Source organism: Caulobacter sp. FG7, assembly GCF_057808875.1.
The window spans coordinates 55,193-79,917 of record NZ_JBMDIW010000022.1 but is presented as its reverse complement, the minus strand read 5'-3'; the positions used below and the strand labels follow the sequence as shown (position 1 = coordinate 79,917).

Annotated in this window: 29 protein-coding genes; 14 read left to right on the top strand and 15 right to left on the bottom strand. The window is 69.6% G+C overall.

Going from position 1 to position 24,725, the window contains the following annotated elements; genetic code table 11:
• Nucleotides 1-100: 100 nt before the first annotated feature.
• The 3 genes from ACODR1_RS17940 to ACODR1_RS17930 form a co-directional block, all read right to left on the bottom strand.
• Nucleotides 101-838: a M48 family metallopeptidase gene (locus ACODR1_RS17940; RefSeq protein WP_488881672.1), complete on the bottom strand. Its 738-nt coding sequence runs from the start codon at nucleotides 836-838 to the stop codon at nucleotides 101-103.
• A 48-nt stretch (nucleotides 839-886) separates the two neighbouring features.
• Nucleotides 887-2,152, bottom strand: coding sequence for a polyhydroxyalkanoate depolymerase (locus ACODR1_RS17935; RefSeq protein ID WP_488881671.1), 1,266 nt, complete (start codon nucleotides 2,150-2,152; stop codon nucleotides 887-889).
• A gap of 231 nt (nucleotides 2,153-2,383) precedes the next feature.
• Nucleotides 2,384-2,977 carry an SCO family protein gene (locus ACODR1_RS17930; RefSeq protein ID WP_488881670.1) on the bottom strand — a complete coding sequence of 198 codons (594 nt, stop codon included), beginning with the start codon at nucleotides 2,975-2,977 and terminating at the stop codon, nucleotides 2,384-2,386.
• 56 nt (nucleotides 2,978-3,033) lie between these two features.
• On the opposite strand from ACODR1_RS17930, the gene ACODR1_RS17925 reads away from it, so the two are divergent.
• Nucleotides 3,034-4,434, top strand: coding sequence for an ActS/PrrB/RegB family redox-sensitive histidine kinase (locus tag ACODR1_RS17925; protein ID WP_488881669.1), 1,401 nt, complete (start codon nucleotides 3,034-3,036; stop codon nucleotides 4,432-4,434).
• An 88-nt stretch (nucleotides 4,435-4,522) separates the two neighbouring features.
• Nucleotides 4,523-5,080, top strand: coding sequence for a stationary phase response regulator transcription factor SpdR (gene spdR, locus ACODR1_RS17920; protein WP_058348705.1), 558 nt, complete (start codon nucleotides 4,523-4,525; stop codon nucleotides 5,078-5,080).
• Nucleotides 5,081-5,273: 193 nt separating this feature from the next.
• Here the strand turns inward: spdR and ACODR1_RS17915 are convergent, their stop codons facing one another.
• From ACODR1_RS17915 to ACODR1_RS17905, 3 genes are all read right to left on the bottom strand, one after another.
• A complete protein-coding gene (locus tag ACODR1_RS17915) occupies nucleotides 5,274-6,059 on the bottom strand; it encodes an SDR family oxidoreductase (protein ID WP_488881668.1) in 786 nt (261 codons plus the stop codon).
• 78 nt (nucleotides 6,060-6,137) lie between these two features.
• Nucleotides 6,138-6,428: a 4a-hydroxytetrahydrobiopterin dehydratase gene (locus ACODR1_RS17910; RefSeq protein WP_488881667.1), complete on the bottom strand. Its 291-nt coding sequence runs from the start codon at nucleotides 6,426-6,428 to the stop codon at nucleotides 6,138-6,140.
• Between the two features lie 28 nt (nucleotides 6,429-6,456).
• Nucleotides 6,457-7,101, bottom strand: coding sequence for an HAD-IA family hydrolase (locus ACODR1_RS17905; protein ID WP_488881666.1), 645 nt, complete (start codon nucleotides 7,099-7,101; stop codon nucleotides 6,457-6,459).
• Nucleotides 7,102-7,256: 155 nt separating this feature from the next.
• Between ACODR1_RS17905 and ACODR1_RS17900 the strand changes: the two genes are divergently transcribed.
• Nucleotides 7,257-7,886, top strand: coding sequence for a hypothetical protein (locus tag ACODR1_RS17900; RefSeq protein WP_488881665.1), 630 nt, complete (start codon nucleotides 7,257-7,259; stop codon nucleotides 7,884-7,886).
• A gap of 273 nt (nucleotides 7,887-8,159) precedes the next feature.
• On the opposite strand, the gene rsmD is transcribed toward ACODR1_RS17900, so the two are convergent.
• Both rsmD and ACODR1_RS17890 read right to left on the bottom strand, forming a co-directional pair.
• A complete protein-coding gene (gene rsmD, locus ACODR1_RS17895) occupies nucleotides 8,160-8,723 on the bottom strand; it encodes a 16S rRNA (guanine(966)-N(2))-methyltransferase RsmD (RefSeq protein ID WP_116567700.1) in 564 nt (187 codons plus the stop codon).
• Nucleotides 8,723-9,367 (bottom strand): TMEM175 family protein, encoded by a 645-nt coding sequence (locus ACODR1_RS17890; protein WP_488881664.1) that lies wholly within the window; start codon nucleotides 9,365-9,367, stop codon nucleotides 8,723-8,725. Before ACODR1_RS17890 ends, rsmD begins: the two co-directional genes overlap by 1 nt.
• 139 nt (nucleotides 9,368-9,506) lie before the next feature.
• Between ACODR1_RS17890 and ACODR1_RS17885 the strand changes: the two genes are divergently transcribed.
• Entirely contained in the window at nucleotides 9,507-10,451 is a 945-nt protein-coding gene (locus ACODR1_RS17885) for a CPBP family intramembrane glutamic endopeptidase (protein ID WP_488881663.1), read from the top strand.
• Between the two features lie 11 nt (nucleotides 10,452-10,462).
• Here the strand turns inward: ACODR1_RS17885 and ACODR1_RS17880 are convergent, their stop codons facing one another.
• Nucleotides 10,463-11,134 carry a lysophospholipid acyltransferase family protein gene (locus tag ACODR1_RS17880; protein WP_488881662.1) on the bottom strand — a complete coding sequence of 224 codons (672 nt, stop codon included), beginning with the start codon at nucleotides 11,132-11,134 and terminating at the stop codon, nucleotides 10,463-10,465.
• 12 nt (nucleotides 11,135-11,146) lie between these two features.
• Nucleotides 11,147-12,133, bottom strand: a complete 987-nt coding sequence (locus ACODR1_RS17875) for a phosphatidate cytidylyltransferase (protein WP_488881661.1) — start codon at nucleotides 12,131-12,133, stop codon at nucleotides 11,147-11,149.
• 71 nt (nucleotides 12,134-12,204) lie between these two features.
• Here ACODR1_RS17875 and ACODR1_RS17870 point away from each other — a divergent pair, with 71 nt between their 5' ends.
• Both ACODR1_RS17870 and ACODR1_RS17865 read left to right on the top strand, forming a co-directional pair.
• A complete protein-coding gene (locus tag ACODR1_RS17870) occupies nucleotides 12,205-12,585 on the top strand; it encodes a hypothetical protein (protein ID WP_488881660.1) in 381 nt (126 codons plus the stop codon).
• Nucleotides 12,582-13,268: a CDP-alcohol phosphatidyltransferase family protein gene (locus ACODR1_RS17865; protein ID WP_488881659.1), complete on the top strand. Its 687-nt coding sequence runs from the start codon at nucleotides 12,582-12,584 to the stop codon at nucleotides 13,266-13,268. Before ACODR1_RS17870 ends, ACODR1_RS17865 begins: the two co-directional genes overlap by 4 nt.
• Before the next feature lie 3 nt (nucleotides 13,269-13,271).
• On the opposite strand, the gene ACODR1_RS17860 is transcribed toward ACODR1_RS17865, so the two are convergent.
• Complete coding sequence (locus ACODR1_RS17860; RefSeq protein ID WP_488881658.1) at nucleotides 13,272-14,552, bottom strand: pseudouridine synthase; 1,281 nt, start codon at nucleotides 14,550-14,552, stop codon at nucleotides 13,272-13,274.
• 140 nt (nucleotides 14,553-14,692) lie between these two features.
• On the opposite strand from ACODR1_RS17860, the gene ACODR1_RS17855 reads away from it, so the two are divergent.
• Genes ACODR1_RS17855 through ACODR1_RS17845 form a run of 3 tightly spaced genes read left to right on the top strand, consistent with a single transcriptional unit; the run spans nucleotide 14,693 to nucleotide 16,099 of the window.
• On the top strand, nucleotides 14,693-15,211 hold the full coding sequence (locus tag ACODR1_RS17855; RefSeq protein WP_488881657.1) for a DUF7662 domain-containing protein: 519 nt from the start codon (nucleotides 14,693-14,695) through the stop codon (nucleotides 15,209-15,211).
• Nucleotides 15,201-15,632: a type II toxin-antitoxin system VapC family toxin gene (locus ACODR1_RS17850; protein ID WP_488881656.1), complete on the top strand. Its 432-nt coding sequence runs from the start codon at nucleotides 15,201-15,203 to the stop codon at nucleotides 15,630-15,632. The genes ACODR1_RS17855 and ACODR1_RS17850 overlap by 11 nt, the downstream gene beginning before the upstream one ends.
• On the top strand, nucleotides 15,629-16,099 hold the full coding sequence (locus ACODR1_RS17845) for a nucleoside deaminase (protein WP_488881655.1): 471 nt from the start codon (nucleotides 15,629-15,631) through the stop codon (nucleotides 16,097-16,099). Before ACODR1_RS17850 ends, ACODR1_RS17845 begins: the two co-directional genes overlap by 4 nt.
• On the opposite strand, the gene ACODR1_RS17840 is transcribed toward ACODR1_RS17845, so the two are convergent.
• Nucleotides 16,096-16,500, bottom strand: a complete 405-nt coding sequence (locus ACODR1_RS17840; protein WP_244286787.1) for a hypothetical protein — start codon at nucleotides 16,498-16,500, stop codon at nucleotides 16,096-16,098. The genes ACODR1_RS17845 and ACODR1_RS17840 overlap by 4 nt on opposite strands.
• A 120-nt stretch (nucleotides 16,501-16,620) precedes the next feature.
• Between ACODR1_RS17840 and pseB the strand changes: the two genes are divergently transcribed.
• Both pseB and pseC read left to right on the top strand, forming a co-directional pair.
• A complete protein-coding gene (pseB, locus tag ACODR1_RS17835; protein ID WP_488881654.1) occupies nucleotides 16,621-17,661 on the top strand; it encodes a UDP-N-acetylglucosamine 4,6-dehydratase (inverting) in 1,041 nt (346 codons plus the stop codon).
• Complete coding sequence (gene pseC / locus ACODR1_RS17830) at nucleotides 17,658-18,818, top strand: UDP-4-amino-4,6-dideoxy-N-acetyl-beta-L-altrosamine transaminase (protein WP_488881653.1); 1,161 nt, start codon at nucleotides 17,658-17,660, stop codon at nucleotides 18,816-18,818. Before pseB ends, pseC begins: the two co-directional genes overlap by 4 nt.
• A 354-nt stretch (nucleotides 18,819-19,172) precedes the next feature.
• Here pseC and ACODR1_RS17825 read toward each other — a convergent pair whose 3' ends face one another.
• The 3 genes from ACODR1_RS17825 to ACODR1_RS17815 all read right to left on the bottom strand — a co-directional run bounded on the left by ACODR1_RS17825 (nucleotide 19,173) and on the right by ACODR1_RS17815 (nucleotide 21,647).
• A complete protein-coding gene (locus ACODR1_RS17825; protein WP_488881652.1) occupies nucleotides 19,173-19,484 on the bottom strand; it encodes an EthD family reductase in 312 nt (103 codons plus the stop codon).
• Between the two features lie 74 nt (nucleotides 19,485-19,558).
• Complete coding sequence (locus ACODR1_RS17820; protein WP_116567721.1) at nucleotides 19,559-19,870, bottom strand: EthD family reductase; 312 nt, start codon at nucleotides 19,868-19,870, stop codon at nucleotides 19,559-19,561.
• A 70-nt stretch (nucleotides 19,871-19,940) separates the two neighbouring features.
• Nucleotides 19,941-21,647, bottom strand: a complete 1,707-nt coding sequence (locus ACODR1_RS17815) for a hypothetical protein (protein WP_488881651.1) — start codon at nucleotides 21,645-21,647, stop codon at nucleotides 19,941-19,943.
• A 230-nt stretch (nucleotides 21,648-21,877) separates the two neighbouring features.
• Between ACODR1_RS17815 and chvI the strand changes: the two genes are divergently transcribed.
• From chvI to ACODR1_RS17800, 3 genes are read left to right on the top strand one after another with little or no spacing between them, the layout of a single operon-like run.
• Complete coding sequence (gene chvI, locus ACODR1_RS17810; RefSeq protein ID WP_058348723.1) at nucleotides 21,878-22,591, top strand: two-component response regulator ChvI; 714 nt, start codon at nucleotides 21,878-21,880, stop codon at nucleotides 22,589-22,591.
• Nucleotides 22,560-24,242, top strand: coding sequence for a two-component sensor histidine kinase ChvG (gene chvG, locus ACODR1_RS17805; RefSeq protein ID WP_488881650.1), 1,683 nt, complete (start codon nucleotides 22,560-22,562; stop codon nucleotides 24,240-24,242). Before chvI ends, chvG begins: the two co-directional genes overlap by 32 nt.
• A complete protein-coding gene (locus tag ACODR1_RS17800; RefSeq protein ID WP_488881649.1) occupies nucleotides 24,239-24,673 on the top strand; it encodes an HPr kinase/phosphorylase in 435 nt (144 codons plus the stop codon). Before chvG ends, ACODR1_RS17800 begins: the two co-directional genes overlap by 4 nt.
• The last annotated feature ends 52 nt before the right edge of the window (nucleotides 24,674-24,725 follow it).

Genomic DNA, 24,725 nt, shown 5'->3' with positions numbered 1-24,725 from the left:
GCCCTCGTCCTTCGACAGGCTCAGGAAGAGGGCTACTGACAGGCCGCGATAGTCGAGAACCTCACCCTGAGCTTGTCGAAGGGCGGGGTTCTCGCAGCCCTCAGGCCGAGATCGCGTGCAGCTGCGCCGCATGCGACCGCAGCCAGGCGCGATGCGGTGCGGGATCGCCGATCAGGGTCTCGCACAGCGCCCAGAAGCGCGGGCCGTGATTGGCCTCCACCAGGTGGGCGCATTCGTGGGCGACGACGTAGTCGGCCACCGCCGCCGGCGCCAGCACCAGCCGCCAGCTGTAGCGGATCGCCGCCGGCGTGCCGGGGCGCGCGGGCCGGCAAGAGCCCCAGCGGGCCTTGGGGTCGGCCACCGCCACCGACGGCATCGGTCGTCCCAGCCGTCCGGCGTGATGGGCGGTGCGCTCGGTCAGGATCTCCAGCGCCCGGTGCTTGACCAGCCGCAGGATCTTCAACGACCAGTTGGCGTCGTCGGGCGCGATCAGGGCGTCTTCGGTCATCCGCGCCCGGCCTGGACCGACCTCCAGCCGATAGGCCTTGCCCCAGATCTTCAGCACCCCGCCGGGCTCGATCACCTGGCGGCCGGGCAGGGCCGCCAACTGCAGGCTCATCCAGCCGGCCTTCTCGTGAGCGAAGGCCACGGCCTCGGTCAGGCGGCGCGGGTTGGGGGCGATGGCGACGATCTCGGACTTGGCCCGGTCGACCCGCAGCGACACCCGCCGCGCGCGGCCGTCCACCTTCAGCCGCACGGCGCAGCGTTCGATCTCCAGCCGGTCGCCGTCGGCGAAGCGTTGGGGAGCGGCCTTGGGCTGCGGGCGAAAGAGGTTCATCGTCCCCCTAGATCGCGCCCGCCGGCCCTTTACGCAAGAGTCTGCTTCTCAGCCCTTCTTGCCGGCGAAGTTGGGATCGGTGCGCAGGATGAAGTCGCGGACCTTGGGATAGATCTCCTCGCGGAACCGGCGGCCGTTGAACACCCCGTAGTGGCCTACGCCCGGCTGGACGTAGTCCTCCTTCAGCTCGGCCGGAAGGCTCGAGCACAGGTCGTGGGCGGCCTGGGTCTGGCCGATGCCGGAGATATCGTCCTTCTCGCCCTCGACCGTCATCAGGCCGATGTCGGTGATAGCCGCGGGATCCACCTTGCGGCCCCGGTGCATCAGCTCGCCCTTGGGCAGCAGGTGGCGCTGGAAGACGATGTCGATGGTCTGGAGGTAGAATTCCTCGGTCAGGTCCAGCACCGACAGATACTCGTCATAGAACTCCAGGTGCTTGTCGGCGCCGTCGCCGTCGCCGTCGACGAGGCTGTGGAAATAGCGCTGGTGGGCTTCCTGGTGCTTGTCGGCGTTCATACTCATGAAGCTGGCCAGCTGCACGAAGCCCGGATAGACGCGCCGGCCCATGCCCGGATAGGGCGCGGGCACGGTGTAGATCATGTTCGACTGGAACCAGGTGAAGGGCTTTTCCTCCGCCAGGTTGTTGGTCACGGTCGGCGACAGGCGCGCGTCGATCGGCGAGCCCATGAAGGTCATGCTGGCCGGGCGCGACGGGTCGCCGTCCTCGGCCATCAGGGCGGCGGCGGCCAGCACCGGCGGCCCGGGCTGGCAGACGGCCAGCACGTTGGGGCGCGGCCCCAGCACCCGCAGCATGTCGCGGATGTGGTCGATATAGTCGTGGAAGTCGAAGCGGCCCTGCAGGACCGAAACTTCACGGGCGTTCTGCCAGTCGACGATGAATACCGCGTGGTCGGGCAGGAAGGCCTCGACCGTGCCGCGCAGCAGGGTCGCGTAGTGGCCCGACAGGGGGGCGACGATCAACACGGCGGGGTCCAGCTCGAACTTGCCGGCCCGGCGCATGTCGGCCATGTCGCGGTCGAACTGGATCAGGCGCGCCCAAGGGCTCTGCCAGACCACGGTCGGGCGCACGCGCACGTCGACGTCGTTGATCTTGACCGTGTCGATGCGCCAGTCGGGCTTGCCGTAGCGACGGGTGACGTTGGAGAACAGGTCGGCGCCCGCATAGAGCCGCCGGCCAAGCTCGGTGTTGGCGGCCGGGTTCAGCGGCGAGCCCCAGAAGTCGCGGGCCGCGCGGGCGGCCAGGCGCATGGGGGTCGAGGCGTAGAAGCTCGCTTCGTGCAGGGCGTACAGCATGCCGTCTCCAGCGATTGTGCGCTGCAGCATAACACGCCGACCGTGAAGAAGGTACAGCCCTGAGGTGACCTAACGGCGCCGCGATGCAAAAAAAATGGGCGAACCTCCCCCTTTGGGGGAGGCGGCCGAAGGCCGGTGGGGGGGGCGTTCTCAGCTTCCGAGGGGTTGGAGGCGTGTCACACGCCCCCCTCCGATCGCTGCGCGATCTCCTCCCCCAAAGGGAGAGGTTCCCTACTTGCCCTTCATCGCCGTCTTCAGCTGGCGGGCGATCTCGTCCGGCGGCGAGCCGTAGCCGATGACGCTGTGGAAGCGGCCCCTGGGGTCGATGACGTAGATCATCGTGGAGTGGTCGACCGTGTAGTCGGGCCCTTCGCCGACCTTCTTGGCGTAGGCGCGATAGGTCTTCACCGTCGCATCCACCTGTTCCTGCGTCCCGGTCAGGCCGACGATGTTCTTGGGCAGGTGGCCGGCGGTCAGGTAGGTCTTCATCTGGGCCGGGGTGTCGCGGGCCGGGTCGACCGAGATCATGACGATCTGCAGGTCCTTGGCCTTGGGGCCCAGCTGGTCGCTGGCGGCAGCCAGGGCCTGCAGGGTGCCGGGGCAGACGTCGGGGCAGTAGGTGAAGCCGAAGAACATCGCGCTCCATTTGCCCTTCAGCACGCTCTCGTCCGTCGGCTTGCCGTCATAATCGACCAGCTGGAACGGCCCGCCCACCGCGGCCGGCTTGGGGGCGGAGCGGAAAACACCGCTCTGGACGATCAGCGCGCCGGCGACCAGGACGCCCACGATGCACACGGCCAGGACCATCAGGCGGTTGCGGTTCATGGGTTTGCATCCTTTGGGGCTCGCCAGATCGAAATTTCTGGCCTTAATGTGGCGTCATGGCCGACGCTTCGTTCAAGGACGCGCCGAAGAAACCATTACCCGACGGGCTCGATAGGCCCGACGGCGCAGGTGCGCAAGACAGCGACGACTGGTCCTGGGCGGGCCCTGGGCTGCGCCAGGGACGGCTTCGTGTTCGAACATTGATCGCCCAACGCTGGCTGACGGTGGCCGGCCAGTCGGTGACGGTGCTGTTCTGCGGCCTGGTGCTCGACCGGCAGATTCCCTACGCCCTGTGCTTCTCGCTGATCGCCCTGTCGGCCTGGCTGAACGTGCTGATCGGCCTGGCCTCGACCGGCCAGCGCCTGGCGCGCGACGTCGAGGCTACCGCCCAGATCGCCTTCGACATCCTGCAGCTGTCGGGGATGCTGTACCTGACCGGCGGGGTCTACAATCCGTTTTCGCTGCTGCTGATCGCGCCGGTGACCCTGGCGGCCGCCACCCTGCCGGCGCGCTACGCCCTGGGCCTGGGGGTGCTGGCGGTGATCGCCACCGTCGTGCTGGCCTTCCTCTACATGCCCTTGCCGGTCGTCGTCGGCGTGCCGCCGCCCAGGCCCGAGGCCTCGCTGCTGGCCGGCATCGTCGCGGCGAGGATCCTGGGCATCGTCGTCACCGGCCTCTATGCCTGGCAGGCGGCGACGGAGTCGGCCCGCATGGAGCTGGCCCTCAACGTCACCGAGACCGTGCTGGCCCGCGAGCAGCGGCTGTCGGCCCTGGGCGCCCTGGCGGCGGCGGCGGCGCACGAACTGGGCACCCCCCTGGCCACCATCTCGGTCGTCGCCCGCGAGATGGCGCGCGGCGCCCCCGACGAGCAGACCCGCGAGGACGCCGAGCTGCTGATCGGCCAGGCCGCCCGCTGCCGCGAGATCCTGCAGCGCCTGACCGAGATGCCCGAGGCCCAGGACGCCGTCCACGAGCGCATGAGCCTGGTCCAGCTGGTGCACGAGATCATCGAGCCGCACATGATCCACGGCGTGCGGGTCGAGGCCGTGGTCAACGGGCCTTCCGGCGAATCGGCCCCCGACGTCTGGCGGCGGGCCGAGGTGATCCACGCCCTGACCTCGATCGTCGAGAACGCCGTCGACTTCGCCCGCTCCGAGGTGATCGTCGTGGCCCGGTTCGATCCGCGCTCGATCCTGATCGAGGTGCGCGACGACGGTCCCGGCTTCTCGCCCGAGGTGCTGGCCAAGCTGGGCGAGCCCTATGTGACCTCGCGTCCTGGGGCGGAGGGCTCGCGCACCGGCCACATCGGCATGGGCCTTGGCTTCTTCATCGCCAAGACCCTCCTGGAACGGACTGGCGCGGCCGTGGATTTCAGGAACGGCCGTCGCGGCGGCGCGGTGGTCGCGGCCCGTTGGCCACGCCCGGCGATGGAAGCTCCCGGCTTCATCGGAGTTTAGTACGAAAGACTTGCGAAGTTTTGCAAGTTCTAGACATGATGGCGATACGACACCCGGTTGAGTAATGGCGCGGGGAGGCGCTGAGTTGATGGCGGATATCGGAGAACTGGTCGCGGCCCTGCCGGACAAGTCCTTGCTTCTGCTCGACGACGATGCGCCCCTGCGCACCCGTCTTGGTCGAGCTTTGGAACAGCGTGGCTTCGAGGTGACCCTGTGCGCCTCGGTGGCCGAGGCGATCGGTTCGCTGAAGTCCCAGGCGCCGGCCCATGCCGTGCTCGACATGCGGCTGGAGGACGGCTCGGGCCTGAAGGTCGTCGAGGCTGTGCGCGACGCCCGCGCCGACGCCAAGATCATCATGCTTACCGGCTATGGCAACATCGCCACGGCGGTGGCGGCGGTGAAGGCCGGGGTGGTCGACTACCTCTCCAAGCCGGCCGACGCCGACGACGTGGCCCGCGCCCTGCTGGCCGCCAAGGACGCCGCCCCGGCCCCGCCGGAAAACCCGATGAGCGCCGACCGCGTGCGCTGGGAGCATATCCAGCGGGTCTACGAGATGTGCGGCCACAACGTCTCCGAGACCGCCCGCCGCCTCAACATGCACCGCCGGACGCTTCAGCGGATCCTGGCCAAACGGGCGCCGCGCTAAGCCCCCCTCAGTCGCTCCGGTACAGCTCCCCCAGAAGGGGAGCATCTTGCTGACTAAATCCTCCCCCTCTGGGGGAGGTGGCCCGGAGGGCCGGAGGGGGGACGTTTTCAGCTTTCGCGACGCTGGACGTCCGAGTGACTCCCCTCTCCGTCCGCTTCGCGGACGCCTCTCCCACAGGGAGAGGGTCTCCTCATCACATCGCCGAAATCCCGCCGTCGAGCTTCAGCTCGGCGCCGGTCATGAACTTGCTCTCGTCGCTGGCCAGGTAGAGCACCGCATTGGCGATGTCGTCGGGCTCGCCGATGTGGCCCAGCGGGATCTGCCGGCCCAGCTTGGCGTGGGCTTCGTCCTTGCCCAGGCGCTGGCTCAGGGGATCGAGTATGGGGGTGTCGATGAAGGTCGGGTGGATCGAGTTCGAACGGATGTCGAGCCCGAGCTTGGCGCAGTAGAGCGCGATGTTCTTGGACAGCAGCCAGACCCCGGCCTTGGAGGCGTTGTAGGCCGGCGAGTTGTGGTTGGCGATCAGGCCGGCGATCGAGCTGATGTTGACGATCGAGCCGGGCTGGTGGGCGCGCATGTGGGTCAGGGCGTGCTTGGCCCCCAGGAAGACGCTGTCGACATTGATCGACATGATCTTCTTCCAGAGGTCGAACTCCATCTGCTCCAGCGGCTTGTCGCCGGCGACGCCTGCGTTGTTGACCAGAACCGAGAGGCCTCCCATGTCGGCGGCCGCCGCTTCCAGCGCCGCGATCCACTGGTCTTCCTGGGTCACGTCGAGGGCGTAGGCGAAGGCCGTGCCGGCGCCGTGGGCGGCGTTGATCTCGGCCGCCACGGCCCTGGCCCCGTCGACATTGATGTCGGCCAGGGCGACCTTGGCGCCTTCCGAGGCCAGCTTGCGCGCCGCCGCCGCGCCCAGGCCCTGGGCCGCGCCGGTGATGAAGGCCTTCTTGCCGGCGACCCGGCCCGTGGTCTGCGCCATTCGGCGTCCTCCCTGTAATTCAAACGATAGTTTGAACTGGATGCGGGGGGAGGGGAAGGGGGAGAGTGCGGCCTCAGGCTATCCGCCCGCGATCGCGTCCATGAACGTCGCCAGCTGCACGTCGCGCTCGCTGACGCCGTCGCAGTCGTGGGTGGTCAGGGTCACCTCGACGCGGTTGTAGACGTTGAACCATTCGGGATGATGGTCTCGCTTGTCGGCCTCGATGGCCACGCGAGTCATGAAGCCGAAGGCGGCGTTGAAGTCGGCGAAACGGAAGGTCTTCTCGATGGCGTCCTTGCCCTCGGCGGCGGTCCAGCCGGCGAGTTGGGCGAGGGCGGCGGCGGCGCCGATCTTGGCGGGGGCGGTCATGGGGCGGCTCCTGAAGCTTCCGGCCCCTTCAGAACGACAATCCGGTGGCGGCCGCAAGCTCCGCCAGCGCCTGATCCTCGCTGGAGACCTTGATGGCGACCATGCCTAAGGCCGCCGCCGGCTTGCAGTTGACCCCCAGGTCGTCGAGGTAGACGCAGGATCCCGGCGCCACGCCCAGCAGGTCGCACATCATCTGGTAGATACGCGGGTCGGGCTTGCGCACCCCGGCCTTGGAGCTTTCGATCAGGGCGTCGAACTGGGCCATGATGTCGGCCACCGCCGCGGCTTTCTCAGCGGAGGACGCCATGCCCGCGCCATGACCCGCGCCCGGTACGTTGTTGGTGATGCAGCCCACCTTGAAACGCGCCTTGCAGGCCTTCAGCGCGGCCACCATCCGGGGGCGGATCTCGCCTGACAGCAGGGGCAGCACGTCGCGACCCGGCACGGCGTGACCCAGGCGCGTGGACTCCTCCAGGAACAGTTCGTCGAAGGTCGCCGCATCGATCTGCGCCCGCTCGAACCGAGCCCAGGCGTTGGTGTCGGGATCGACAGCGTTGACGCCGCGGATGAAGTCGGTCGGCAGGTCGTTGCGCGCCTCGTAGCGGCGGAAGGCCTCGAAGGGCGAGGTGGTGAACACGCCGCCGAAATCCCAGATCACCGCCTCGATCGCCATGGCCCCATCCGTGTCGAACAATTGTTTGAAGTCACTCTAGGCGAGGACGGCGGCGGGGAAAAGCCACGTCGAACAATGGTTAAGCTCGCCTTCATGGCGAAAGAGCGCGCGCGGCTCGCCGGGCTCTGGTCTACTGGCGGCCTGGAGTATCCCCCATGCGCCAACTCGTCCTTCTCGCTTTCGCCGCCGGGATCGCCCTGGCCTCGCCGGTTCTCGCCGCCGATCGCTACGGCCTGGCCGGCGGTCCGCCCGATCGTTCGAACCTGCCGGTCGATCCCGAGATCCTGCCGCCCGACACCCGGCCGGGCGAATGCGTGAACCGACGCGTCACCGGTCCCGGCGGCGCCTATCGCTGGGAGCGGGTCGAGTGCGACGACGGCGAGCGCGGCTGGAGCGACTTCGATCGCTGGAGCTATGGCCGTCCGCCGCTGCGGGTCGACGACCACGCCGCGCCGCCGCCCCAGGCCTATCTGCCGCCGCCTCCGCCGCAGCAGCCGGATTACGCGCCCGACCGCTACAGCCGTCGTCATGACGACGGCCCGGCCTACGCGCCGCCGGCCTATGCCCAAGGGGGTTATGCCCAGGGCGGCTATGCCGCGGGCGGCGCCGTCCAGGGCTATTCGCGCCAGGAAGAGGGCTACGAATACAGCCGCGAAAGCCGCTACGACAGCGGCGGGTACAGCGCCTATCCGCCGCAGCCCCAGGGCGGTTACGGCTATGCGACCTGGACCTCGGCCGGCCGCGACGAATACGGCTTCCTGGTCTGGCCGGGCAAGCAGCCGTAGAGCTCTCTTTTTCTCCCGTCATTCCCGCCCTTGTGGCGGGTGTTGACAGAGACAGACACTCGCTTGCGACGGCGATTTGACGGTCCGGATTGGTTGGCCAAATCAAATTCGGTTCACGACCCTTGGCGGCGCTTCTCGACCCTCTCTCTTAGAGAGAGGGTTTCTTTGGGCGGCTTCTCACCCCATAACCGACATCAAATCCATCCGCCCCTTGGCGCGTTGCCGGTAGCGGTGGATGTCCCTGCCACAAGGGCGAGAATGACGGGCGCGCGGCTACAGCAGCCGCAGGAACAGCACCCGGGCCGCGCCGTAGTCGCGGGCGTCCAGGGTCTCGAAGGCGTCTAGCACCGGGTCGGGCTCGCCGACGCCGCGCTCGAACACCACGATCGCGTTCGGGGCCAGCCAGCCGCCGGCGACCAGTTCGGCCAGGGCCTTCTCGCCCAGGCCCTTGGCGTAGGGCGGGTCGAGGAAGGCGATGTCGAAGGCCGCGCCGGCGCTGGCGGGGCGCGGACCCAGGTCGGTGGCGTCGCGGCGGTGCACGCGGGTCTGGCCGAACAGGCCGAAGGCGTCGATGTTCTGGCGGATCGCCCCGCGCGCGGCCTCGTTGGTCTCGACGAACAGGCAGTTGACCGCCCCGCGCGAGATCGCCTCGAGGCCCAGGGCGCCGGATCCCGCGAACACGTCGATCACCCGGGCGCCATGCAGCTCCGGCGCCCAGGCGGCGTGTTCGAGGATGTTGAACACGGCCTGGCGAGCGCGGTCGGAGGTGGGGCGGGTGGCGTCGCCCGGCGGGGTGGCGATGGCCTTGCCGCGATACTGGCCCGAGACGATGCGCATCAGGCCGCGGCCTCCTCGGGGGTCTCCACGGCGCCGGCCTCCGCGCGGCGGCGCATGAAGCGGCCCCCGGCCACGAAGGCGGCGATGGCGGCGGCCAGCGGGATCAGGCCCCAGATGTGGTTCAGGCTGAACAGGATCAGGCCGCACATCAGGCCGGGAGCGACGGCCGTGCGGGCCAGGGTGAACAGGGCCTCGCCGCGATGGACGCGGCCGGCCAGCTCGCCGGCGAAAGCCGCATAGCCCCAGACGACCGACATGGCGACGCCGATCGCCGCCACCAGGCCGACATAGACGAGAGTGGCCTCGCCCGAGGCGTGCTCCCACAGGAGTTCGGTGGCCAGGGGAAGCATGGCGATCAGGCCCAGCACGATGAGGTTCAGCACGTCGAGCACGCCGTTGGCGGCGCGCAGGCGGGCGAAGATCCGCCGGTGGCTGATCCAGTAGACGCCGATGACCGCGAAGCTGACGGCATAGGCCCACAGCTTGTGGCCCATCTGGCCGAACAGGTCGGCCACGCCATGCCAGTGCTCGGGCGGGTGGATCTCGATGGCCAGCAGGGTGATGGCGATCGCGAAGACCGCGTCGGAAAACAGCACCAGGCGGTGCAGGTGGCGATCTTGCGCCTCGTGCTCGGTCTTGCTCATGAAACCCCCATCGACAACCGCCGATGTGTGCCGTCATTGCCGCGTGACGGCAAGTCGTGGGCCGACTTTGCTCGAAAGCTCTTTTCCTTCGCCTCGCGGCCGATTAGCGAGGAGGCGGGTGCTGTGTGGGATTGGGGCCGTGTTCGAGGACGTGAGACGTTCGGCGTTTCTGGACGACCTGACGCCGGCTGACCGGCGCATCGGGCGCATCCTGCTGAGCCTGCCGGTCGGTTTCGTGGCGGCGATCCTGGCCGCCGTGATCGGCGGCGTCTTCGTCATGGCCCTGTTCACCGGCCTGCTGGACGGCGGCTTCGACCAGGCCGCGGCGCTGTTCAAGTCGCTGACCAACCCGAACGCCGCCGCCCTCGACCTGATCACCCTGCTGTTCGTGCTGTGCCTGCTGACGGCCACCAACGGCGGCATGGCCGTGGCCTTCACCGGCGTCGCGGCCCTGCTGCACGAGCGCCGCCTGCGCAGCTACCTGACCAGCGCGCCGGTCTATCGCTGGCGGCTGACGCTGCTGGGCCTTTTCCTGTTCGCCGTGACCGTCGGGCCGCTGCTGGCGGCCAGCGCGCGTCTCGACCCGCACGCGCCGCCCATGCCGATCCTGACCCTGACCTCCACCCTCGACGGCCGTCTCGTCCATGCGGCCGGCGCCGTCGGCCTGCTGCTGCTGGCCGCCGCGGCCGAGGAACTGGTGTTCCGCGGCTGGCTCATCAAGCTGACCGGCGCCTTTACGTCGAGGGTGTGGCTGATCCTGCTGGTCAACGGCGCGGCCTTCTCGACTATCCACTTCGACCCCAATCCCGACGCCTTCCTGGTGCGGGCGGTGCTGGGCATCGGCCTCGCCTGGGCCACCCTGCGGCTGGGCGGGATCGAGTTCGCGGTCGGCGCCCATGCGGCCAACAACATCGTCATCGTGCTGTTCCTGCAGCCGATGAGCCTGGCGCCTGAGCCGCCGCATCCCTTCCGCTGGGAGGTGCTGCCGATCTGCGCGGTGATGCTGGGCATCTATGTCGGCCTGGCCGAACTGGTGGCCCGCACGCCGCGCCTGTCGCGCTGGGCCGGGGTGGCGCCAGCCTAGACCTCGCGCTTCTAGGGCTCGTCAGACCAGCGCAGCGGCGGCGCCTGTTCCTTCAGGGCCAGCATCGCCTCGCGCAGGGCGTCCATGAACGGGCCTCGGCGGCCGGTCCAGGCCACCGGTTCGCCCACCAGAACGGCGCAGTTCAGCGGCACCGGCACGCTGGCGCCCTTGGGCAGCACCCGGCCCGCACCCTGGATCCACACCGGGATCACGGGCGCGTCGGGAAAGGCCTCGGCCAGGCGCGCCACGCCGCCCTTGAGCTGGCCCATGGCGTCGGTGGCGCCGTCGCCGCGCGTGCCTTCGGGAAAGACCAGTACGATCTCGCCCGCCGCCAGGGCGGCGCGGGCCGGGGCCAGGACGTCCTCGGTCTGGCCAGAGGCGGCGCGACGGCCGGCCTTGCTGCGGGCCACCGGCACGATGCCGATCACATGGCGCGAGAACCAGCCGATCACCGGGTCGCGCAGGAAATAGTCGGCCGCCGCCGCCGGCCGCAGCTTCGACACCGCCCGCGACGGGAAGATCGACAGCATCAGCAGGGTGTCGACGTGACTGGCGTGGTTGGCGGCGATGATCGCCGGGCCCTTCAGCGGCAGGCGCTCGCGGCCGGAGACGTCGGCGCCGGTCATCAGCACCGCCAGCGGCCGGGCGACGAGGAGCAGCAGGAGGAAGCGGAGCAGACGCACGGGGTGACTAGATCAGAACCGGTCCAGCGCGAACAGCGCCAGCAGGTGGAAGTAGAGCGGCGCGGTGAAAGTCAGGCTGTCGGCGCGGTCCAGCACCCCGCCGTGGCCGGGGATGGCGTGCGAGGTGTCCTTGACGCCGATGTCGCGCTTGATGGCGCTCATGGTCACGTCGCCGGCGAAGCCCGCGGCGGGCAGCACGAAGGCGACGATGGCCAGGCCGTGCCCAGACAGCGGCGTGAACACCGGGCCGACGAACCAGATCAGGGCGGCGGTGGTGATCCAGCCGCCGAGGAACCCCTCCCAGGTCTTGTTGGGGCTGACGGTGGGCAGGATCTTGCGACGACCAAACAGCTTGCCCCAGACATACTGGGCGACGTCGTTGAACTCGGTGGCCAGCAACAGGAAGAACACCAGGCCCGCGGCCCCGGCCGGCAGGTGGTCGCTCGCCGGCACGCGCATCAGGAAGGCGACGAAGCCGAGGTTGTAGACGCAGGTGACCAGGCCCCAGTGGAAGGTCGCCGCGCTGGCCAGGTAGCCCTTGGTCTGGCCGAGCAGGGCCATCAGGGCGGGCAACCCTAAGAACACCCACACGGGGATGAACACCAGGTAGAACATGTAGCGGTCGGCGAAGATGAAGCCGTAGGCGGCCAGCAGGCACAGATAGGCCGCGAGGATCGCCGGCCGGTCCTCGCGTCGGCGCACCGCCAGCGACAGGAACTCACGCAGGGCCAGGAACGAGATGAGGGCGAAGACGGCGGTGGTCGCCTGCCAGCCCAGCAGCAGCGCCCCGGCCAGCAGCGCCACCATGCCCCACCAGGAGACGATGCGCAGGCGCAGCTCCTCGTACGACTTGCCGGGTTTCAGGCGCGGCAGCACGGCGGCGATGGCGCTGGCTGCGCCCAGCAGGACCACCACGCCGGCCAGGCCCGCCAGCAGGGGCCTCGGCTGCATCGCCAGGAAGCGGCTTGCGTGCCCGGTCAGGTCGCCGACGAAATCCATGGACGCTCCCGTTCGCACTACTCCCGGTATAGCCTAGTTGCCGACGGTTACGAGCCGGGGAGTTTGCGTCGATGTCGCGCCTGCTGCGCTCCAGCCTGGTCCACGCCGCCTTCGGCTTCCTGCTGATGGGCGGCTGGACCCTGTGGGCCAACCACGCCCATGGCCTGGTGTGGGGGCCGGCGATCGCTCAGGGCTTGCTGTCGGCCGGGCTGACGGCGCTGCTGAAGAAGACGCTGGAGCGTCTGGACGGGCGGTTTTCGGGGCTCGTCGCCTTGGTCCTGCCGCCGGCGATCACCGCCAGCGCCATCCTGGCGACCCTGGCTATCGTCCATCGCCTGATCGGCACGCCGGAACTTCTGGCGACGATCGCCTTTCCCTGGACGATGTCGACGCTCTACGCGATCGCCTACAACGCCCGCCTGGTCGCCGACCGGAGGAAGACCGCGCCATGACCGATGCTCCAGAGAGAGCCGCCCCCGACCTGAGCAATCGCCGGCCGTTGAAGACGCGCGGCGCGGCCTGGGCCGCGCGCCTGGCCGCCGCCATCGCCGGCAAGGGCGTCAGCGCCGACGTGATCTCGGGCCTGGGACTCGCCTTTGCGGTGCTTGGCGGCGCCCTGCTGGCGGCCAGCGGCGGGGTCGAGGACGGCTGGCGCTCACTGTGCCTGGTGCTGGGAGCGACCTGCGTGCAGCTGCGGCTGGCCTGCAACCTGCTCGACGGCATGGTGGCGGTCGAGCACGGACGCTCCAGTCCCTACGGCCCGATCTGGAACGAGCTGCCCGACCGGGTCGCCGACGTGCTGTTCCTGGCCGGGGCCGGTTATGGCGCCATGAGCGCGGGCTTTTCCGGCGGTCCGGCCCTGGGCTGGATCTGCGCGGCGCTGGCCATGCTGACGGCCTATGTCCGCGAGCTGGGCCGAGGCCTTGGCTTCCCCGCCGACTTCTCCGGCCCGATGGCCAAGCCGCACCGCATGGCCGCCCTGACGGCGACCTGCGCGATCGCCGCCTTCGAGCCGCTGTGGCGCGGCCGGGGCGAGGTGCTGGCCGCCGGTCTGGCGGTGATCGCGGTCGGAACCCTGGTCACCGTCGTGCGCCGCACCCGCACCCTGGCCGAGCGGCTGGCGGACAAACGCTAGACGCTACCGCTTGGGACCGCGCGGGGCGGGCTTGCCGCCGGTCGGACGCGGACCCTTGAAGCCGGCCGGCTTGCCGGAACGCGCCGGGGCGACATTGCCGCGCGTGGCGCCTTGCGGGGCGCTCTTGCCGGCGGGGCGGGCGCCCGACTTGCCGGCCGCGCCCTTGGGCCCGGCGCCCTTCGCGCCCGGCTTGGCGGGGCCCTTGCCGCGCCCGGGGGCCTCGGTGACGAACTTGGTGTCGATCGACTTGGGCTTGTGGGTCTTGGCCTTGTGGCCGTCGGTGCGGATCTTGGCCTTGGCCCAGCCGGCCTTGTAGACCTTCTTGGGCTCCTCGACCTTGGGCGTGGCGATCTGCGGGGCGCGGCCCGTGGGGGCGCGGCGCTGGATCTCGCCACCACGCAGGCGCTCGCCGTCCTTGGCTACGCCGGGGGCATAGAGCGGATCGGCGACGCCGACGAACAGCGGCTTGTCGCCCGTGGGCATGTTCTCGTCGGCGATGACGCCGGCCAGCAGTTCGCGGATCACCCGCGGGCCGACTTCCTCGACCTGGCCGGCCTGCAGCGTGCCCAGGGCGAACGGGCCGTAGGACAGGCGGATCAGGCGGTTGACCTTCAGGCCCACCGACTCCAGCACCTTGCGGACCTCGCGGTTCTTGCCTTCCGACAGGGTGACCGTGATCCAGACGTTGCGGCCGCCGCCGGCCTTGTCCTGGGCCTTGTCGAGGCGGGCCTCGATCGGGCCGTAGCGGACGCCCTCGATGGTCGTGCCGTCCTTCAGCTTGTCGAGCGTCTCCTGGGTGGCGTGGCCGAAGGCGCGGGCGCGATAGCGGCGGGTCCAGGCGTTCTGCGGCATCTCCAGGGCGCGCGACAGTTCGCCGTCGTTGGTCAGCAGCAGCAGGCCCTCGGAGTTGAGGTCGAGGCGGCCGACCGAGATCAACCGCGGCAGGCCGTTGGGCAGGGCGCCGAACACGGTGGGGCGGCCGCCAGGGTCGTTGTGGGTGGTCACCAGGCCGGTTGGCTTGTGATAGCGGAACAGGCGGGTCGGCTGGCGATCCTCGACCAGCTTGCCGTCGACGACCAGCAGGTCGCCCGGGAACACCCGCACGGCCGGGGTGGTCAGCACCTGGCCGTTCAGCACGACCTTTCCGGCCTCGATCAGCCGCTCGACCTCGCGACGCGAGGCCACGCCCGCGCGGGCCAGGGCCTTGGCGACGCGCTCGCCGCCCTCGGCGTCCGGATCGTGCTCGACGGCGTCGTGCAGGGCGGGCTGGTACTTGTCGGTCATGTCCTTGGTCCTTCGATGGGAGGGGCGCATCTCACGATGGGCGTTGAAGAAAGCTCATGGCGCCGAACGACGGGGCGATCAAGGCGACCTTGTCGCGCAGAAACTGATATAATAGTATATAAGAGTATATGAGGTCCGGCATGAAGTACGAAGCGCTGAAACGTCACCTCGAAGGCTGCTTCGACGTCGAGGCGTTGCGGTTGGAGTTCGATGAGATAGAGGCCCTGCTGGGGTTCGGTCTGCCGCACTCCGCGCGCGCCCATCAGGCGTGGTGGTCGAACACGCGCGCCGGTCACAGCCACGCCGCCGCCTGGCTGGACGCCGGCTGGAAGACCAGTGCGCTGGATCTCGCCGGCCAGCGGGTCACCTTTCTCCGCGACGGCGCACGGGGCCTGGCCGAGGGGGCGGCTCCCTTTCTGCGCGACGATCCTGGGCTGCCCGCGCCTGCCGCCCTGTCGCCCGCCGCGACGCAGATGATCGACCGTCGCATCGCGGAAACCGGCCAGGCCCGCCCGGTGGTCATCGCGGCCCTGCTCAACGAACTGGCCCTGGAGCGACGGCGGGCGCTGTTCGCGGCGCTGGCCCAGACGGCGCCCGAAGGCGCGGCCGATAGCGTCTTCCTGGTGCGCGAGGACCGCGAGGACCGCGATGGCCGCTGAGATCGTGCTCGACGCCTCGGTGGCGGCGAAGCTCTTCTTTCTGGAAGCGGGGTCCAGCGCCGCCCAGGCCCTGGCCTTGTCCGAGGTTCGGCTGATCGCACCGGATCTGTTGTGGGTTGAAATGGCCAGCATTGCGGGCCGGCGGGTGCGGGCCGACGGCTTTGACGAGGCCATGGCCCGGCGCGCGGTTTCGGCGCTCGGCGAGATCGTCGCCGAGTTCCAGCCGATGGCCGATCTGGCCGAGCGCGCCTTCGAGCTTTCGGCGCGCCATGGCGTGACCGCCTATGACGCGGCCTATCTCGCCCTCGCCGAGCAGCGCGATGCGGTCATGATAACCGCCGACGCCCGCCTGGTCGCCAAGGCGCGGGGCGCCGGTCTGGGCGCAAGGGTGAGACTGCTAGAGGAAAGGGGCCGCGGATGACCGACGAAGACGCCATGGCCCTGGCCCTCGACGAGGCCCGCGGGGCCGCTGAGCGCGGAGAGACGCCGGTGGGGGCGGTGATCCTGGATCCCCGAACCGGCGAGGTGATCGCGCGCGCGGGCAACGGTCCGATCGCGGCGCATGATCCCACGGCCCACGCCGAGATCGCGGCCATGCGACTGGCGGCGGCGAAGCTGGAAAACTACCGGCTGACGGACCTGACCCTGGTGGTGACGCTGGAGCCTTGCGCCATGTGCGCTGGTGCGATCAGCCACGCGCGCATCGGCCGGGTGGTCTGGGGCGCGGATGATCCCAAGGGCGGGGCGGTGGTCCACGGCCCGAAGTTCTTCGCCCAGCCCACCTGTCACTGGCGGCCGGAGACGACGGGCGGGGTGATGGCGCAGGAAAGCGCCGACCTGCTGCGCGGGTTCTTCCGGGCGCGGCGCAAGACGAAGTCGGCGGGCTAGTTCACCATCGCCGAGCCGAGCAGCACCTTGGCTCCCTTCTTGCCCAGCACGCGATCGGTCGCCTTCTGCATCTCGGCGCCGACATAGTCGAGGTCGGGAACGGCGCCCCGGCGCAGGCCCGAGGCGTAGGTCATCAGCACCTGGGCGAAGGCCGCGCGCAGGCGCGGGGTCGAGGCCTGGGCGTGCTCCATGACCTTGGGATCCTTGGCCTCGATGCCGGTTTCCAGGGTCATCACGCCCTTGCGGCCGTCGCGGCGAATGGCCGTGGCGGTGATGGTCGGCAGGGCGAAATAGGTCGGCGGCGCCTCCTTCTTGGCTTCGCCGCCGCTGGCCAGGGCGGGCGAGGCGCAAAGACCGGCGAGCGTCAGGACGGCGGCGAGGAGGGCGAGGGTGCGGCGCATGGCCTTCCGCATAACCCGTCGTGGTTGACGTCCTCTTTACGTCTGGCGCCGCACAAACGCGTTAACCTAGATTCCCCGTGCGTCAGATGCGCGCGCGCGGCGGGTGCGAGGAGACTGATCTTGGGACGCTTTTCACCGCAATCCCTCGACCTTGACGGCAAGGTGATCCTGGTCACCGGCGGCACCGGCTCGTTCGGACGCCGGTTCATCGAGACGGTGCTCAAGCGGTCGAGCCCGCGCAAGGTCATCATCTATTCGCGCGACGAGCTGAAGCAGAGCGACATGCAGCTGGAGCTGCGCGAGCAGTTCGACGAGGCCGACTTCGCCAAGCTGCGCTTCTTCCTGGGCGACGTCCGTGACCGCGAGCGGCTGACCCTGGCCCTGCGCGGCGTCGACATCGTCATCCACGCCGCGGCGCTCAAGCAGGTGCCGGCGGCCGAATACAATCCTTCGGAGTGCATCCACACCAACGTGCTGGGCGCCGAGAACGTGGTCTGGGCCAGCCTCAACAACCACGTGAAGCAGGTCGTGGCCCTGTCGACCGACAAGGCCTGCAACCCGACCAACCTCTACGGTGCGACCAAGCTGGCGTCGGACAAGACCTTCGTGGCGGCCAACAACCTGTCGGGCGACATCGGCACGCGGTTCTGCGTCGTGCGCTACGGCAACGTCGTGGGCTCGCGCGGCAGCGTCGTGCCGCTCTATCGCCGCCTGCTGGACCAGGGCGCGACCGAGCTGCCGATCACCGATCCGCGCATGACCCGCTTCTGGATCACGCTGAACGAGGGCGTCGACTTCGTGCTGTCGTCGCTGAACCTGATGCGCGGCGGCGAGATCTTCGTGCCCAAGATCCCGTCCATGGCCATGCCCGACCTGGTGAAGGCCATGTCGCCGGCGGCGGGCGTCAAGGTCATCGGCATTCGCCCCGGCGAGAAGCTGCACGAGATCATGATCAGCGCCGACGACGCCCGCTCGACCGTCGAATTCGACGACCGCTTCGCCATCGAGCCCAACTTCGCCGAGTTCGGCCGTGAGCCCTATTCCGAGGCCGATGGCGCCAAGCCCGTCGCCGAGGACTTCTCCTACAGCAGCGACAACAACCACGACTGGCTGAGCCCCGAAGGCCTGCTGGCCATGCTGGAGGAGAAGGCCGCGCGATGAGCGGCTTCCTCCCCTACGGTCGGCAGACGATCGAGGACGACGACATCGCGGCTGTCGCCGAAGCTCTGCGCGCCGACTTCCTGACCACGGGTCCGACCGTCGAGGCCTTCGAGACGGCCTTCAAGGCCAAGGTCGGGGCGCAGCACGCCATCGCCGTCTCCAACGGCACGGCGACCCTGCACCTGGCCATGATGGCGCTGGGGATCGGCGAAGGCGACGTCTGCATCGCCCCGTCCGTGACTTTCCTGGCCACCGCCAACTGCGCACGCTACGCCGGGGCCGAGGTGGTGTTCGCGGACGTTGATCCCGACAGCGGCCTGATGACCCCAGACACCCTGGCCGACGCCCTGGCGCGTGCGGGCGACCGCCGGGTACGGGCCGTGCTGCCGGTGCATCTGCGCGGCGACGTCTGCGATCTGCCGGCGCTGAAGGCCATGGCCAGCGCCGCCGGCGCGGTGCTGGTCGAGGACGCGCCGCACGCCCTGGGCTCGGTCGCGACTTTCGGAAACGAGGCCCATCCGGTCGGCGACTGCGCCTATTCCAGCTTCGCCAGCTTCTCGTTCCATCCGGTCAAGACGCTCGCCACCGGCGAGGGCGGCATGCTGACCACCAACGACGCCGCGCTGGCGGCCAAGGCCCGATCCTTGCGCGGCCACGGCATGGTGCGTCCGGCCGGGGCCGAGCCCTGGGTCTACGAGATGCCGGAGCTCGGCTTCAACTACCGCATCCCCGACGTGCTGTGCGCCCTGGGGATCTCGCAGCTGGCCAAGCTCGACCGCTTCGTCGCGCGCCGGCGGACGCTGACGGCGCGCTACCAGGCGCTGCTGGCGCCGCTGTCGCCGCTGGTGCGCCTGGCCGCCAGTCCGAGCTGGTCCGACCCCGCCCTGCATCTGCTGACCGTGCTGATCGACTTCGAGGCCGCCATGACCACCCGCGCGGCGGTGGTCGAAAGCCTGAAGGCGCAAGGCGTCGGCACGCAGGTCCACTACATCCCGGTGCACCGCCAGCCCTACTATGTGAACCGGTATGGCCTGGCCGACCTGCCCGGCGCCGACGCCTGGTATGGCCGCTGCCTGACTCTGCCGCTCTATCCGGGGATGGCCGACGAGGACCCCGACCGGGTGGTCGAGGCGCTGGCGAGGGCGTTGGGTGTTTGAGGGGCGCTAGCCAAGTCGAAATAGTGTCGGCACACCTGGGAGTATGCAGCGTCGTGATGACGCCGCGTTCTTTTAGGAGAAGCAGAATGTCCAAGACGTACGAGCAGCGAATCCGCCGCGCAGAGCGCATCCTCCTTCGGCTGCTGAAGGAGCGGCGCGAACAGCGCCGCGAGCCCCCCGTCGGGCTACACGCTCAACAACCTCGACTAACAACAGCTTCGCCCTCCTAGGCCTTGTGCCTAGGATCCATGGTTCAGCCTGCTCAAACCTTTCGCGCATGGCCAAGGTCTGAGCGGTCGCCGGCATGGGCCCTCGCCACAAGGGCGAGGGAGGCAACTGGGGTGGATGATCTCCCTAACCCGCTGCGTAGATCTCGATCACCGGCGCGATGTCGGTGAAGTTGGCCACGTCGGCGTGCAGGCTCGGCGCGACGGGGCTTTCCAGGCAGGCGCGCATGGCCGCCTCGTCGCGGAAGGTCAGGTGCGCCATCGCCACGAACGGGGCCGGACCGCCGTCCAGGGCCGACACGCCGCGAAACACCCGGGCGTCCAGCAGGCCGGTCTCCGCCAGGGCTTCGCGCACCATGCGGATGTGGGTCTTCGCATAGTAGTCGTGGTCGAAGCGGGCGCCGTCGCGGGCCGGGTAGACGATGCTGATGAAGGCCATGACGAGTTCCTGGCGGGTCGCGAGCGGGGCGACAGATTGGCCGCCCGCGCCCGCCGGTCAAGCTTGCAGGCGCCTTACGGCTCGACGCTGATCTGGATAACCGGGGTGATATCGGTGAAGTTGGCGACGTCGGCCTGGACGGCGGGGGCCTCGGGGCCGCCCAGCGAGGCCTGCAGCGCGGCGGCGTCGCGGAAGGTCAGATGCACCATGGCCACGAACGGCGGCGGCGAGCCGTCCGGCCCGGGCACGCCGCGCAGGATCCGCGTGTCGACGAGGCCCGTGGGCCCGAAAGCCTTCTGCGCCAGCGGGATGTGCACGGCCTTGTAGTAGTCGTGATCGAACTTCGCGCCCTCATGGGCGGGATAGAAGACGCTGAAGACGGCCATTGGGGGCTCCGTACTCTGGGAGCACGGATCTGGGGACGCGTCAGGTCACAGACAAGCTTGGAAAGGGGCCTTAGGCCGCCTGTTGCTGCTGCACCAGGCCCTTGAGCAGGTCGAGGGTCTCGGGGCTGGCGGCCAGCGCTTCCCGGGCTTCGGGGGCGCGGGCCAGCTTCAGGGCCTCGAGCCGGGCGCGATCGGCGACCGGTCCCGTCGGGCCGGCCTCGCCCGTCGCCAGCTTGGCCAGCAGGGCCAGGCGCTGGGGCAGGGGGGCTGGGGCGCGGACCAGCAGCGACAGCAGGCGGGCGTCGGCCTCGACCATGCCGCCGACCTCGCCCAGCTTGGCGCACAGCGGGCCGTAGTCCTCGACCACGAGGCCCGAACGGGTCAGCGACTTCTGCAGCCCCGCCAGGGCGGCCAGCTTCACCGACGGGCTGTCGGGGCCCTGGCGCATTTCCTTTTCGAAGCGCATGGCCTGGATATTGGCCGACAGCCAGCGGGCGGCGTGGCGCTTGTTGACCGCGCCCATGACGTTCTCGGCCAGGCGGATCAGCATGACGATCTCCTCGCGGGCCGAGCGGTCACGGCCCAGCAGGGCCTCGATGAAGTCGCCGTTGAGCAGGGTCTTGGAGCGGGTGGTGAAGGCTGCGGTGATGTCCTCGGCCGGCAGGATGCGACCCGCGGCGGCCGTCAAGCTCATCGCCAGGGCGCGCAGGTGCTCGATCTCGCTCTCGGCGTCGGTGGGCTTGAGGCGGCGCACGCCGTTCAGCTCCTTGAGCACCCGGCGGGCGATCGAGGCGCGGACGGTGGGGAAGTTGTCGCCGCACAGCCATTGGCCCAGGCGCTTGGCCGTGCCCGACAGCTCGGGCATGCAGTTGCGGACGCTGGCCTCGACCTTGATCAGCATTTCGACCTGCGCCCCGCCGGCCAGGCGGGTCATGGCCGCGAGGGTCGCGCCCAGGTCGTCGGCGGTGTTGAGCAGGTCGGCCATGCCGGCCTTGGAGCCGATGATCTCGGCCAGCGGGGTCTCGATGGCGGCCAGGGCGGCGGCGCGGGCCTTGGGCTCGGCCGGCGCGGCGTCGGCCAGGTCGAGCAGGCGGGCGATCTTCTCGCTCCAGTCCTTGGCCGGGGCGATCGAGGCGGCGACGCCGGCCCCCAGCAGGAAGGCGCGGTCGGGATCGGCGGCCAGGCGCTCGGCGGCCTTGGCGAAACCTTCCTTGTCGAGGTCCGGCAGCTGGCCCTTCTTGAAGGCCTTCATCAGGTTGGCGACCGATCGCTCGACCAGCCCCTGGAAGTTGCGGATCAGCTCGTGGACCGACATGCCCCGGGCCTCGGCCTCGGGAATGGCGATCTTCTGCAGGGCGTGCTGCAGGTCGGTGCCGGAGGCTTCCAGCTTCTCGACCAGGTCGGGACGGTGCAGCAGCTCGAACGGCGTGGCCTTGTGGCGCTGCAGCCAGCTTTCCAGCAGGCGGCCGATGCGGTCGCGGGCATGGGCGGTGTAGAGGTCGGCCGGCTGCACGCACAACGGCTCCATCTCTTCCACCGGCTTCTTCGGCTTGCCGCCGTCGACCATGCCCTTGGTGAAGATCGAGATGGAGCGATATTCGCGGGTTTCGGGGTCCAGCGTCTCTTTCGAGACCCGCACGGCGACCGCGCGCCCCGAGTTCAGCACTTCCTCGGCCTGGGCCAAGGCGTGGCTGCGGATCTCGGTGGCCATGTCCAGAGTCCATTGCGCGCCGACCTTGCGGCGCACGAATAGCTCGTAATGGACCTGGTCGCTCATGGGCTTTATGGGGCTCCTGGATCGTGACTATGACTTGCGAGACCTTAAGGCGAGGTTGAAGGGCGCAGACCATCGTTCGGCGCCGCTGCCGCAACTGTGTCCAAGCCCGCCACGCCCCGGCCGCAATAGGGTTTGAAAAGACACGATGGAAAGCTTGGCCGCTCCGTGCGTTGTAGCGGGGCGCGGTGGTCGATAGGATCGCCTGGAAGGTATTCGGAGGAATAGACGGCTTGGCCGAGATCACGCTCATCGACGACGACGAGAACATCGTCGCTTCGGTCTCCCTGGCCCTGGAGAGCCACGGCCACACGGTGAAGGCCTATTACGACGGCGTCTCGGGTCTCGAGGCGGTGGAGAGCAATCCGCCGGACCTCGTGATCCTCGACGTCAAGATGCCGCGCATGGACGGCATGGAAGTGCTGCGCCGCCTGCGCCAGTCCTCCGAGACGCCGGTCATCATGCTGACCTCGAAGGACGACGAGATCGACGAGATCCTCGGCTTCAACCTCGGGGCCGACGACTATATGCACAAGCCGTTCAGCCAGCGCCTGCTGCTCGAACGCGTCAAGGCCGTCCTGCGCCGGGCCCGTCCCGACGAGGAAGACCCGGCCGCGCCCGGCCCGGCCGGCGCCGCCGGCTCCAAGGTCATGAAGCGCGGCAAGCTGACGCTCGACCCGGCTCGTCACGACAGCCTGTGGGACGGCAAGCCGGTGCGCCTGACGGTCACCGAGTTCCTGCTTCTGCAATCGCTGGCCCAGCGCCCCGGCTTCGTGAAGAGCCGCGACAACCTGATGGACGCCGCCTACGACGATCAGGTCTATGTCGACGACCGCACGATCGACAGCCACATCAAGCGGATGCGCAAGAAGTTCCGCCAGGTGGACCCGGAGTTTGATTCCATCGAAACCCTGTATGGCGTCGGCTACCGCTACCGCGAAGCCTGAGGTCGGGCTCGAGGCCGAGCCGCGCGACCGGCGGCGGCTGACCTGGCCGCGCGCCTCGCGGCTGGGCCGGCTGATCATCGGCCTGAACCTGCTGGCCCTGGCCATACTGGTGGTCGGGGCCCTGGTGCTCAACGAGTTGCGCAGCGGCCTGATCAACGCCCGCATCGACAGTCTCAGCACCCAGGGCGAGCTGATCGCCAACATCATCGAACGGGCCGCCACCGTGGGCGAGCCCGAGCCGGCGCTCGACGTAGCGGCGGCCAACGACATTCTGCAGTCGTTCTTCAGCGGCCATTCCCAGCGCGCCCGCCTCTATGACGGCGAAGGCCGGCTGCTGGCCGACTCCTACCTGGTCGAGGACCGGGTCGAGTGGAAGGTGCTGCCGCCGGCCCGCAAGTCGGGCGACAACGGTTTCAAGCTTTCGTTGCAGGACAAGGACGCCAAGCCGCGCGCCCTCGAGCGGGCCAAGGCCGAGTTCGAGCAGGAGATCGAGCGCGCCCGCATGGGCGAGACCGTCAAGCAGGTGCGCCTGGCCGAGAACGGCGAGCGGGTGGTGTCGGTGTCGATCCCGATCCAGCACGTCCGCGCCGTGCTGGGGGTGCTGACCGTCGAGGCCGGCGACGTCGACGAGATCATCGGCGCCGAGCGCAAGGCCCTGCTGCCCTTCGTGCTGGTCGCGGTGGGGGCGGTGCTGGTGTCGTCCGTGCTGCTGCACCGCCTGGTGGCCCAGCCGGTGCTGCGCATGGCCCGGGCGGCCGACCATGTGCGCCTGGAGGGCGCGCGCGCCATCAGCCTGCCCGACATCTCGCGCCGCAACGACGAGATCGGCGACCTCTCCAGGTCCCTGGAGGAGATGACCGAGGCCCTGTCCGAGCGGATGGGAGCCATCGAGCGCTTCGCCGCCGACGTCGCCCACGAGATCAAGAACCCCCTGACCTCGATCCGTTCGGCCATCGAGACCCTCGACCTGGTCACCGAGGCCAAGGCCCGCCAGCGCCTGCTGGGCATACTGCAGCAGGACGTCGGCCGGCTGGACCGGCTGGTCACCGACATCTCCAACGCCTCGCGGCTCGACGCGGAGCTGTCGCGCGAGCTGCCCAAGCCGATCGACCTGGCTCGCCTGCTGACCGAGGCGGTGAGCATCTACGAGGCCCAGGTGCGCGGCGAGGAGCCGCCGTTCAGCGTCCATGTGCGCCTGACCGGCGCCCCGACCGGAGCGGCGCGGGTGATGGCCCGCGAGATCCCGGTCGGCCAGGTGTTCCGCAACCTGATCGACAACGCCCGCTCGTTCAGCGCCGGCGACGGCGAGGTACGGGTCGGCCTGGTGCGCCAGAACGGCCGCCTGGTCGTGACGATCGACGACGACGGCCCCGGCATTCCGCCCGACAACCTCGAGACCATCTTCGAGCGCTTCTACACCTCGCGGCCCAAGGGCCGGGCGTTCGGCGGCAATTCTGGCCTTGGCCTGTCGATCGCCCGCCAGATCGTCGAGGCGCACGGCGGCAGGATCCACGCCGAGAATCGCCAGGACGAGGCCGGCGCGGTGGTCGGCGCGCGCTTCGTGGTCGAACTGCCCGAGCATCGGGAAGGTCGCGACGGGCATCATCACGGCCACCACGGCGGCCATCACGGCCACGGGGCGCGCGAATGATCCGCCATGCGGGGCTGGTGGCGCGGCGGGTCGGCGGCCTCTGGCGGGGCGTGCTGATCGAAGGCGCTTCCGGCGCCGGCAAGAGCGATCTGGCCCTGCGGGCGCTCGAGGCGGGCTTTCGGCTGGTGGCCGACGACCGGGTGGTGACCTTCGTCTCCGGGGGGCGGCTGTTCGGCCGCGCGCCCGATCCGCTGAAGGGACAGATGGAGGTTCGCGGCTTCGGGATCGTGCCCGAACCGGCCCTGCCGCTGGCCGAAATCGCCCTGCTGGTGCGCTGCGTCGACGATCCTTCACGGATCGAGCGCCTGCCCCCGACCCGCACCGAACGCCTTCTGGGGTTGGATTTGCCGGCTTTCGAGCTGTGGCCGCTGGAGCCCGCCGCGCCCGCGAAGATCGCCAGGATGCTGGAGCATCTTGGAGTCGCCCCCTAACAAGCGTATCAAGGCGACCCGCGCGGCGCCTCCCTGCCGTATCGGGCGAAGG